The following is an 11,113-nucleotide window of genomic DNA, read 5'->3' on the forward strand; positions in this document are numbered from 1 at the left end:
CCATGCTGATCAGAGCGGCGCGGGAGGACGAGGCCGAGCTCCTGAGCGGGCTGGCGATCCGGTCCAAGGCCCACTGGGGCTACGACGAGGCTTTCATGGCCGCCTGCCGGGACGAGCTGACCCTGCGGGCGCCGGAGGTCGTGGAACGGCGCACCGCGGTGGCCGAGGACGGCGGCCGCGTCCTCGGCTTCGCCACCCTGGAGGGAGAACCGCCGGAAGGGGAGCTGGGCATGCTCTTCGTCGAGCCCGACGCGATCGGGCACGGTGTCGGGCGGCGCCTGTTCGGGCACGCCCTCGCCATCGCGGCGCGCCTCGGCTTCACCCGCCTCACCATCGACGCGGATCCGAACGCCGAGCCGTTCTATCTGGCCATGGGCGCCACCCGGATCGGCGCGACCCCCTCCGAGTCCGTCCCAGGTCGGATGCTGCCCCTGCTCGCGGTCACCGTCACCGGTGAGGACGATCAGACCCAGGGCGGGGTGAGGTCGGACAGGCGGTCCTCGTAGTCGCCGAGCCAGGCGCCGAAAAGGACCAGGCTCCGGACCCAGAACCGGTCGTTCCAGCCGTTGAACCGGGCCAGGGCGTCCGGGCCCTCGGCGACCACCGCGTGCAGCTGCTCCGACAGCAGGGACGGCACCGTGGCCGCGACCCGGGTCAGCATCGCGTGACCGTAGGCGCGGGCGGGGGCGGCGGCCGAGCGCAGGGGGACCCGCTGGAGCGGCTGCTTGACCACGTTCGTGGACGGGAGCGCCGCCACACGCGGGTTGGCCGCGTGCAGCACCTCGCGGTAGAACTTGCCGCCGTCCTTGCGGGCCACGCCCACCGAGAGGGCGGCGTCGAAGAAGTCCGGGTGCATGAACGGCGCCGCGAACGAGGCCTCGGGTCCGACCAGGTTGACGGCCGAGCGGGCGATGCCCCGGGCGGTGCGGGTGTGCAGGACCGACAGGGGCAGCTCGGCCCGGTGGCCGTTGAGCATGGAGGTGGCCTGGGTGAAGGCCGTGCCCACCGAGGAAGTGATCCACTCGGCGGCCGGCTCCGACAGGAACGGCACCGACGGGGCGCCCAGCGCGAGCGAGCCGAGCAGCGCGGCCTTGCGCTCGGCCTGCGTGGAGGCGGTCAGAGCGGCCCCGCTGACCATGAAGTTCTTCAGCAGCGGGCCGCCCGCCAGGCCGTCGATCAGGACCCGCCCGGCCTTGTGCACCTCACGGGCGAACGGGGCGTACCAGGCGTGGTGCGGGGTCATGTACTCCAGCCGCCGGGCCACGGCCAGGGCGTCGTCCGGATAGGCCGCCGGATCCTGGCCGATCACGCGGTGCCGTACCCCGAGCTCGCGGGTGATCGCCCTGGCGAAGGCGATGTCGGTGTCGGTGCCGTCGTCCGGGCTGGTCGTCCACGACTCCACGTCCGCGCCGCGGGCCACGGCCACCGAGCACAGCAGCCGCGAGTCGTAACCGCCGCTGACCGGCACCAGCAGCGGCCGCCCGTCGAACTCCTTGTAGACCTCGTGCAGGATCTCCAGGATCTCCCCGGCGCTGCGCCCGGCCTCGAACGGCTCCTCGCGCAGCCAGCGGGGCAGCCGCCGGTCGGTCGACAACCGGCCCGCCCGCTTGTCCCACACCAGCGCGCTGGCCCCGGCCAGCCTCCTGACCTGCGCGTACGGCGTGTCGTCCCGAAGCGGGAAGGTGAGCTGGACGATCGCGGCCCAGGCGTCCCAGTTGACGTCGTAGGGCCGGTCCGCCAGGGAGAGCAGCGGCTCCAGCAACGAGGAGAAGTAGACCGCCTCACCGGAGACCAGGTAGTAGACGTCGATCAGGCCGAGCCCGCCCGCGTGCAGCGTGACGGTGTCACCGTCGTCGATCAGCCCCGGCGTCTCGTAGGTCTCCGCCACGCCGATCCACGGCGCGGCCCCGGCCGGCCGGCGCTCCCCCCAGGAGAACGCCCACGTCTCCCCGCCGCCCCCGGAGGCGCCCTCCGGAGCGTTCCCACGGCCCCTGGCGTACGGCGGCAGCGGAGCGGAGCTGAACAGCGCCGCCTCGGCGGTCCGCAGCGCGGGCCGTACCCTGGGCCCCGACGCCTGCAGCGTGGCGAGGACGCCCTCGTCCAGGTGACCCAGGCCGCCGCAGACGTACGGCCTCACATTGAACGTCGGCCACTGCACCGTGCTGACTCCTCCGTGTCGCGATTGACCAAAGGGTATCCTTCGGTCCCAGTTCGTGAATCGGAGGACGACGTGGCGGGCGAGCAACTCGAGAGCACGCGGCAGGCGTTGCGTGAGGCTGTGGCCCACGCGGAGCGGGCCGCCGAACTGGCTCGGCTTCTCGATGCGGCGCAGGCGAGGCTGGCCGAGGCCGAGCGTGCGGCCGAGGAGCTGGGCGGGGTCCGCGAGCGGTTGGGCGAGGTCGAGGAGCGGCTGGCCGCCGCTCAGGAGGTCGAGGCCAAGCTCCGCAAGGACCTGGCGGAGCAGCGTTACCAGACCGAGGTGGCGCGGTGGAAGCTGTCGTCGGTGCAGGTGGCCCGCTGGTCGCGGCTGGGTGACGCGATCAAGACGGGCAAGAGCAATCCGGTACGGCTGGCGCGCGGTCTGCGCGGTGCCGCCAAGCCGGCCAAGCGGCCCAGCGCGCCCAGGCGTCAGCCCGTCCCGCAGACGAAGCCCGAGGCCAGGTCGGTGCAGGGCGCGGCCTTCCAGGCCACCACGTCGACCCGGACGGTCGGCGGCGTGTCGGTCAAGCTCAAGCCGTTCAGGGTGCCCACCGGGCCGAACACCCGCCCGCACCTGACCGCGGCGGTCGTCGCCGAGCCGCACGCCGAGGCGCTGCTGCGTTACGAGTGGCGGCAGACCACCGGGTTCACGCCGAAGGACTTCGCCCGCGTGCTGGCCGCCGAGGTGCCCCACCTGCTGCTGGTGGAGTCGGTCACCGAGGGGCCGTGGGCCGCGGAGCTGAAGGAGCGGGGGGAGGGCCTGCGGGCACTGCTGGCGTGGTGCGCGGAGCGGGGCATCCGCACGGTCTTCTGGCACACCAGGGGCCAGGTCGGCGACTTCGCCGCGGTGGCCTCGCTGTTCGAGCACATCGTCACCGCCCTGCCCTCGTCGGTCGCCGCCTGGGGCGCGGCGCTGGCGCAGGGGGAGCCGGGTCCGGGCCGTCGTGAGCCCTCGCTGGGCCTGCTGCCCTTCGCGATCCAGCCGCGCGTGCACAACCCGCTGCCGCTGGGCGGCGACAGGTTCGACCGGGTGCTCACCCTGGACGAGCTCCTGCCCGCGCACCTGTCGTATCCGGACGTGCTGACCTCCTACCGCTGGCCCAAGGCGGTGGACTGCCCGCCGGGCACCGAGCCGTGGCGGATGGCCGAGCTGGCCGCCTGCGGCACGCCGATCGGCACCGAGCCCGACGAGCGCCGGGCCCATGTCGCCCTCCGGCAGGCCTACGCCTCGGGGACGATGACGCAGAAGGCCGACGAGCTGCTGGAGGCGATCGGCCTGCCCAGCGCCCGCGCGACGCTGAACATCTCGGTGATCATGATCGACCGGGGGGACCTCGACCACACCCTGGCCCAGGTCGCCCCGCAGAAGGGCGTCGTGCAGCTGGTGCTGCTGTCGGACGCCGAGGACGCCGAGAAGCGGGCCCGCGCGGCGATGCCCGACCACGTGGACGTCATGGTCCGCGGGACGGATCCGGAGCTCAGCACGGGGGCCGTGCTCAACCGGGCCCTGGATCTGTGCGAGGGCGATCTGGTGGCGGTCATGGACGGTCAGGACGCCTACGGCGAGCACTATCTGACCGACCTGTCGCGGGCCTTCCTGTTCGCCACGGCCGACATCGTCGGCAAGGCCGCCTACTTCGCGCACCTGCGCGACGTGGCCGCGACCGTGCTGCGCCAGCCCGACGCGGAGTACTCCTACCTTCCCGAGGTCGCCGGGGCCACCCTCCTGGCGCGCAGGACCGTGCTGCGCTCCATCGGGTTCGCCGACGTCTCCGAGGGCTGGGACGAGGTGCTGATGCGGCAGTGCCGCACCGACGGGATCAAGGTCTTCTCCGCCGACCGCTACGGCTACGTGCGCCTGCGCGACCGTGACCGCTGGCTGCTGGGTTCGGCGCTGCTGGTCGACTACGGCCCGGCCGAGCCGCACGCCTTCGTGTAGGCGGGGCGCGGTGACGCCCGGACGGCTCGGCGGGATCCTCGGGATGCCGCCGACCCCGCAGGGGACGTGGGCCGCCGAGGCGCTCTACGTCTCCCCGGCCGCGCTGCGGAGGGGGGAGCCGCCCGGGGAGCTGGCCGGGCGGCTGCGCGCGCTGCCGGGGGTGGCGCAGGTGCGGGTCCGGGCCAACGGTTTCCTGGAGATCGTGGTGGCCGTGCCGGGGGAGCTGGTCGAGGAGATCGGCCCGGCTCCGGTCCGGCTCCGGGAGGTCCCGGGCGGGCCGCCGTGGTCGCTGACCCCCGGCACCTGGGACAACCCCGGCTTCGTCGTCGGGTACGCGCACGTCAGGGCGCTCGCCGTACAGCGCTGGGCGGGCGGGCTGGGCGTGGCCGGGCGGTTCAGGCCGGAGCTGCTGGACGGCGAGCGGGACAGGGCGGTGCTGCGGCTGCTGGCGGAGGCGCCCGGCCGCCGGGCGGGCCGCGACCCCGGGTGGGCCTCCTACGCCGAGCAGCTCGCCCTGGCCTACCACGACGCGTTCGAGCGTGCTCCGGCGCTGCCGTCGGGTGATGAGGAGCCGTCGCCGCTGCACGTGGCCCGGGTGCGGCTGGCGCGGGCCGTGGGGGACGTCCTGGCCGAAGCGATGGCGGCCGTCGGCGTGGCGGCACCAGATAGGTTGTGACAAACCCCTAGAAAACCGGCGTTTGGAGATCGAGTGAACGGCCCGCGGGACTGGTCGCCCGAAGGATCCCCCCGGCGGGGTGCGATCCGCCGGATCCTGCCGATCGCCCTGGCCTTCGCGATCATCGGCGGCGGGGTGTTCTACCTGCGCTACGACCTGCGGGACCTGCTCGGGACGGCGCCGGGCTCGGCGCGCTCGGCGGTGGCCGCCAATCACGTCTACGAGGAGGCGGGCCCGCTCGGCGGCCGGTGCGACGGCCTGCCGAAGGACTTCGACGCCGACGTCGACGCGACGCTGAACGCGCTGGCGCGCTGCCTGGACCGGATGTGGGCGGCCGCGCTGGAGCCGGCCGGGATCGAGTACGAGAAGCCGGAGGAGGTCCGGCTGGTCGCCACCCCGGAGGAGGCGGCCTGCGGGACCGAGGACTTCGACTGGGCGGGGATCTACTGCGGGCAGGAGCGGGTCGTCAACGTCCTGGTCGAGGACGCCCCCGAGGGGCGCCGGGTCTTCCCGATGATGTTCACCCTCGCCCACGAGTACGCCCACCACGTCCAGGAGCTCATCGGCATCTCCGGCAGGGAGGGCTCGGAGGTCTTCGACGAGGCGTGGTCGCGGCGCCTGGAGCTGCAGGCAGACTGCCTGGCGGCGGCCGCGCTGCGCGACGTCCAGCCGTACCTGCTCAACGACCTGCGCCGGTCCCTGTCCCACGTGGTGGACGACGCGGTGGAGGAGGAGGCCGCGGCCCGGCGGGAGTCGCACGGCTCGGAGGGCGCCGGCGCCCGGTGGATGCTGCGCGGGCAGAAGGGCGGCACGGTCGGGTCCTGCAACACGTGGAAGGCGCCCGACGCCGAGGTGTCCTGACGACATGCGGGAGGCGCCCGGTGAGGTGTCCCGACGGCACGTGGGAGGCGCCCGGCGCCGAGGCGTCTTGATCGCCCGACCCCCACGAAACACCAAAATATCCGGTCGATTGGGTGTGAAAGGTGAAAAGTTCGCGTGCTGCAGGGTGATTCCGTCTCGCCAGTTGGTCACCCGTCCCACGGGGATCAGCGGGTCCGATAGCCTCTTTTGGGTGAGTCGATTCGTCCACCCCGCCGGTGACCGGCACGCCGAAGTGCTGCCAGAGGACCGGCCTCCGCACGCACCCGCCGACCTGAACACGCTCGACCCGGCGATCTGGCCCCGAACGTCGGGCCGCGCCGGCGGCTCGATAACGATCGGCGGCGTGGACGTCAGAGACCTGGTGGCCGAGCACGGCACGCCCCTCTACGTCGTGGACGAGGAGGACTTCCGCTCCCGCTGCCGCGACTACCGCGCCGCGTTCACCGACGGCGAGGTCCACTACGCGGGCAAGGCCTTCCTCTGCCGCGAGGTCGCCCGCTGGATCATGCAGGAGGGCCTGGGCCTCGACGTGTGCAGCGCCGGCGAGCTCGCCGTGGCGCTGAGCGTCGGCTTCCCGCCCGAGCGCATCACCCTGCACGGCAACAACAAGTCGCCCGCCGAGCTGGAGCGGGCCGTCGAGGTCGGCGTCGGGCACATCGTGGTCGACTCCTTCGAGGAGATCGCCCGGCTCGGCTTCCTGGCCGACAGGCACGGCAAGCGGCCCAAGGTCATGATCCGCGTGACCGTGGGCGTGGAGGCGCACACCCACGAGTTCATCGCCACCGCCCACGACGACCAGAAGTTCGGTCTGTCGCTGAACAGCGGGGCGGCGGCCGAGGCCGCCCGCAGGATCCTGGCCCTGCCCCAGCTGGAGCTGGTCGGCCTGCACTCCCACATCGGGTCGCAGATCACCGACACCGCCGGGTTCGAGGTGGCCGCCGGCCGCCTGGCCAAGCTCCTGGTGCAGATCAAGGAGGAGCACGACGTCGTCCTGCCCGAACTCGACCTCGGCGGCGGGTACGGCATCGCCTACGTCGAGGGCGACGAGGCGCTCGACGTCAAGGAGATCGCCGACAGCCTGCGCGAGATCGTCGCCAGGGTGGCCCAGTCCGCGGGCCTGCCGGTCCCCAAGCTGACCGTCGAGCCCGGCCGGTCCATCGCCGGGATCGCGGGCGTGACGCTCTACGAGGTCGGCACGATCAAGGACGTGGAGGGCCTGCGCACCTACGTCAGCGTCGACGGCGGCATGAGCGACAACATCCGCACCGCCCTGTACGGCGCCGATTACACCGCGCGCCTGGCCTCCCGCGAGAGCGACGCCGAGCCGATGCTCTCGCGCATGGTCGGCAAGCACTGCGAGAGCGGCGACATGGTGATCCGGGACCTGTGGCTCCCGCAGGACCTGGCCACCGGCGACCTGATCGCCGTCGCGGGCACCGGCGCCTACTGCCGCTCGCTCGCCAACAACTACAACTACCTTCCCAAGCCCGCCGTGGTCGCGGTCAAGAACGGGGAGTCCCGTGTGATCGTCCAGCGGGAGACCGAGGATGACCTGTTGAGAGGGCAGCTGTGAAACAGACCCCAGGCAAGAAGCTGCGCGTCGCGCTCCTCGGCTGCGGCGTCGTCGGCTCCCAGGTGATCCGGCTGATGCGGGAGCAGGCCGACGATCTCGCCGCCCGGGTCGGGGCCCCGCTGGAGCTGGCGGGCGTGGCCGTACGGCGCCCCGGCCGGGCCCGTGACGTCGAGGTGGACCCCGAGCTGATCACCACCGACGCCGAGGCGCTGGTGACGCGCGACGACGTCGACATCGTCGTCGAGGTGATCGGCGGCATCGAGCCCGCCCGCTCGCTCATCCTGGCCGCGATGAACAGCGGCAAGTCGGTCGTCACCGCCAACAAGGCCCTGCTCGCCGAGGACGGCGCGACGATCCACCGCGCCGCCCGCGACAACTCCGTGGACCTGTACTTCGAGGCCGCCGTCGCCGGCGCGATCCCGCTGATCCGGCCGCTGCGCGAGTCCCTGGCCGGTGACCACGTGCACCGCGTGCTCGGCATCGTCAACGGCACCACCAACTACATCCTCGACAAGATGGACTCCTCCGGGGCCTCCTTCTCCGACGCGCTGGAGGAGGCGCAGGCGCTGGGCTACGCCGAGGCCGACCCCACCGCCGACGTCGAGGGCTTCGACGCCGCGGCCAAGGCCGCGATCCTGGCCGGGATCGCCTTCCACAGCCGGGTGACGGCCGCCGACGTGCACCGCGAGGGGATCACCGAGATCACCGCGACGGACGTGGCCAGCGCCAAGGCCATGGGCTACGTCATCAAGCTGCTGGCGATCTGCGCGCGCTCGGAGGACGGCCGGTCCTTCGGCGTGCGGGTGCACCCGGCGATGATCCCCAGGACGCACCCGCTGGCCGGGGTCCGCGAGGCCTACAACGCGGTCTTCGTCGAGGCCGAGTCCGCCGGGCAGCTGATGTTCTACGGCGCCGGCGCCGGCGGCGCCCCGACGGCGAGCGCGGTGCTGGGCGACATCGTGGCCGTGGGCCGCAACCGCCTGGCCGGCACGCGCGGTCCCGAGGAGTCGACCTACGCCGACCTGACCGTCCACCCCGTGGGCGAGACGGTGACCCGCTATCACGTCTCCCTCGACGTCGCCGACAAGCCGGGCGTGCTCGCCCGGGTCGCCGACATGTTCGCCAAGCAGGACGTCTCCATCCAGACGGTCCGCCAGGAGGGGCTCGGCGCCGACGCCCAGCTCGTCCTGGTCACCCACCGGGCCAGCGACGCCGCGCTGTCGGCGACCATCGACAGCCTGCGTGAGCTGGACATCGTGCGCGACGTGGTCAGCGTCATGCGCGTCGAGGGCGAGGACGCCTCCTAGCGTCTGCCTCCCGGGCTTCTCCGGGTTTTCCGTGCCTTGCGGGCCCGCCGGATCGGCGGGCCCGTGCCGTACGGGCCGCAAGTGATGGAACGGGCCAGCGTGATGGACGGCGCAGCCGATAAATATGTCGGTATGGTGGTTTTCCGTGCACTTGGTCCCCCGACTGCCGCGAAACCCCGCCGTCCTCCTCGCGCTGATCGCGATCGTCTACGTCGCGGTGCAGCTGGTCGTGCTGCCGTACGGCATGCCGCTGGAGTGGGACGAGGCGGTCTACGCCAGCCAGGTCGCGCCCGGTGTCCCCGACGCGGTCTTCAGCGCCCCCCGGGCCCGGGGCATCGTCTGGCTGGTCGCGCCGGTCGTCTACTTCACCCGGGACCCGGTCCTCATCCGCCTGTGGATGACCCTGCTGTCCGGGATCGGCTTCTGTCTGGCCTTCCTACCCTGGTCCTTCCTGCTGCGCCGGAGCGTCCTGGTGCTGTCGGCGGCGCTGTTCGGCGGGCTGTGGACCACCCTGCTGTACGGCACGCAGGTCATGCCCAACCTCTACGTGGCCTTCGGGTGCGCGGCGGCGACCGGCTGCCTGCTGCTCGCCCTGCGGGGCGGGCCCGCCCGGGCGGCCCTGGCCGGGCTGGCCGCCTCCGTCGCCGCGGTGGCGGTGCTGCGGCCGGGCGACGCCCTGTGGCTGGCCCTGCCGCTGGCGGCGGTGAGCCTGCTGCGGCGGCGGGTCAAACTCGCGGCGGTGACCTCGGCCGGGGTGGTCGCAGGGTTCGTCCCGTGGATCGTCGAGGCCTACGTCTCCTACGGCGGCCCGCTGTCGCGCTGGCGCGCGGCGGGTGAGGTGCAGGGCGGCCTGTCGCTCTCCCCGGGGTTCCTGCACCAGTTCAAGACGGCCAACGGCCCGGTGTTCTGCCGGCCCTGCACGCTCCCCCTGGAGGATCCGTGGCCGGCGGCGTGGTGGCTGGTCCTGCCCGTCCTGGCCCTCGCCGGCGCGATCGTCTCCCTGCGCTCCGTCTCCCTGCCCTCCGTCTCCCGGGACGCCGTGGACCCCGTGTCCGCGCCGTCGGCTCCCGGGTCCCCGGGCGTCCCGGCCGCCGCCGTGGCGGCCGTCACCGGGTTCAGCGTGGCGGTGCCGTACCTGCTGCTGGTGGACTACGGGGCGCCCCGCTTCCTGCTGCCCGCCTACGTCCTCCTGGCCGTCCCCGCGGCCGAGTTCCTCCTCTGGCTGGTCGCGCGCCGGGCCTCCCGGGTGGTGGCGGGCGCGGTCGCCGTGGCGCTGCTGGCGCACGCCGCGGTGCAGATGACCGTTCTGGTGGAGCTGGCCGATCAGCAGGACAGGCAGCGCAGCTACAACGCCCAGGTGGTCAGGGACATGGCCAAGCGGGGCGTGCGGCCGCCATGCACGATGGTGGACGACCTCGTCGACCCCGCCATGACCTTCGTCTCCCGCTGCGACACCCTCAACCTCACCGACCCCGGTGACTCGCTGGAGGCGCGGATGGCGGCGGCCGAGCCCGGCCGGGTCTTCGCTCTCCTTACCAAAAAGGAACCACCGGAGCCCATGGCGGGCTGGCAGAGATACGTTCTGCGTGAAAAAGACGGCGAACCCCTGTGGACCGCCTACATCACCCGAAAGGACACGGCACGGTGAAGACCGCGACCTTCCCCCGCGCGGCCTGGATCCCGGCGGTACTGGCCCTGGCCGCCCTCCTCCTCCCGCTGGGCGCCCCCGCCCGGGCGGAGGCCCTGGCGCCGAAGAAACCGCGGACGATCGTGGTGCTGACCTTCGACGACGGCGACGCCACACACCTGGCGGTCGCGCGCATGCTCCAGAAACACGGCATGCGGGGCACCTTCTACGTCAACAGCGCCACGCTCGGGGACGAGGAGAAGCTGACCACCCGCCAGCTGGCGGCCATCGCCGAGGCCGGTCACGAGATCGGGGGCCACACGCTGAACCACACCCGGCTCACCGAGCTCCTGCCCGACCAGCAGCGCACGCAGATCTGCGACGACCGCCGCGCCCTGATGAAGATGGGCCACCGGGTCACCACCCTGGCCTACCCCTTCGGGTCGGTGGACGCCGACGCCAAGCGGACGGCGAAGTCGTGCGGGTACAACGCGGCCCGCGTGGTGGGCGGCATCAGACAGTGGAACTGCCCTGCCTGTCCTCCCGCCGAGAGCCTGCCGCCGGCCGACCGCTGGGGGGTCCGCTCGCCGGGCTCCTTCACCGAGGAGACACAGGTGCGGCAGATGAAGCAGCTGGTGCTGAACGCCGAGAAGACCGGCGGCCTGATCCCGCTCGTCTTCCACCGCGTCTGCGCCGGCTGCGGCTGGTACTCGAACTCGCCCGAGGACGTGGAGGAGTTCCTCGGCTGGCTGGCCTCCAGGAAGAGTCGCGGCACGGTGGTGAAGACCATGGCCGAGGCGATCGGCGGCCCGCTGCGCCCGATGCCCAAGGGCTGACCCGCACGCCGGCCGGGCCGTCCGGGACCCGCGGGCCGGCCCGCGGATCAGGAAGCCGTTCTGCAGGCGGCGAA

General features: G+C 73.0%; 9 protein-coding genes. 8 read left to right on the plus strand and 1 reads right to left on the minus strand.

Going from position 1 to position 11,113, the window contains the following annotated elements; all coding sequences use genetic code 11:
- The first annotated feature begins 2 nt into the window (after window positions 1–2).
- Entirely contained in the window at window positions 3–506 is a 504-nt protein-coding gene (locus tag Psi01_RS03240) for a GNAT family N-acetyltransferase (protein WP_204062560.1), read from the plus strand.
- On the opposite strand, the gene Psi01_RS03245 is transcribed toward Psi01_RS03240, so the two are convergent.
- Complete coding sequence (locus tag Psi01_RS03245; protein WP_204062407.1) at window positions 464–2,158, minus strand: adenine nucleotide alpha hydrolase family protein; 1,695 nt, start codon at window positions 2,156–2,158, stop codon at window positions 464–466. The two genes, Psi01_RS03240 and Psi01_RS03245, sit on opposite strands and share 43 nt — an antisense overlap.
- 72 nt (window positions 2,159–2,230) lie before the next feature.
- Here Psi01_RS03245 and Psi01_RS03250 point away from each other — a divergent pair, with 72 nt between their 5' ends.
- The 7 genes from Psi01_RS03250 to Psi01_RS03280 all read left to right on the plus strand — a co-directional run bounded on the left by Psi01_RS03250 (window position 2,231) and on the right by Psi01_RS03280 (window position 11,039).
- Complete coding sequence (locus tag Psi01_RS03250; protein WP_204062408.1) at window positions 2,231–4,138, plus strand: glycosyltransferase family protein; 1,908 nt, start codon at window positions 2,231–2,233, stop codon at window positions 4,136–4,138.
- 10 nt (window positions 4,139–4,148) lie between these two features.
- Window positions 4,149–4,814 carry a DALR anticodon-binding domain-containing protein gene (locus tag Psi01_RS03255; RefSeq protein WP_204062409.1) on the plus strand — a complete coding sequence of 222 codons (666 nt, stop codon included), beginning with the start codon at window positions 4,149–4,151 and terminating at the stop codon, window positions 4,812–4,814.
- A 33-nt stretch (window positions 4,815–4,847) separates the two neighbouring features.
- The gene (locus Psi01_RS03260) at window positions 4,848–5,675 is read left to right on the plus strand and encodes a neutral zinc metallopeptidase (RefSeq protein WP_204062410.1); all 828 of its coding nucleotides are present in this window, start codon (window positions 4,848–4,850) and stop codon (window positions 5,673–5,675) included.
- 211 nt (window positions 5,676–5,886) lie between these two features.
- Window positions 5,887–7,269, plus strand: coding sequence for a diaminopimelate decarboxylase (lysA, locus tag Psi01_RS03265; RefSeq protein ID WP_204062411.1), 1,383 nt, complete (start codon window positions 5,887–5,889; stop codon window positions 7,267–7,269).
- Window positions 7,266–8,576 carry a homoserine dehydrogenase gene (locus Psi01_RS03270; RefSeq protein WP_275424485.1) on the plus strand — a complete coding sequence of 437 codons (1,311 nt, stop codon included), beginning with the start codon at window positions 7,266–7,268 and terminating at the stop codon, window positions 8,574–8,576. Before lysA ends, Psi01_RS03270 begins: the two co-directional genes overlap by 4 nt.
- A gap of 145 nt (window positions 8,577–8,721) precedes the next feature.
- The gene (locus Psi01_RS03275) at window positions 8,722–10,224 is read left to right on the plus strand and encodes a glycosyltransferase family protein (protein WP_204062412.1); all 1,503 of its coding nucleotides are present in this window, start codon (window positions 8,722–8,724) and stop codon (window positions 10,222–10,224) included.
- Window positions 10,221–11,039, plus strand: a complete 819-nt coding sequence (locus Psi01_RS03280) for a polysaccharide deacetylase family protein (RefSeq protein ID WP_204062413.1) — start codon at window positions 10,221–10,223, stop codon at window positions 11,037–11,039. The genes Psi01_RS03275 and Psi01_RS03280 overlap by 4 nt, the downstream gene beginning before the upstream one ends.
- The last annotated feature ends 74 nt before the right edge of the window (window positions 11,040–11,113 follow it).

It is taken from the genome of Paraplanobispora siamensis, from assembly GCF_016863175.1.
Lineage (GTDB): Bacteria > Actinomycetota > Actinomycetes > Streptosporangiales > Streptosporangiaceae > Planobispora > Planobispora siamensis.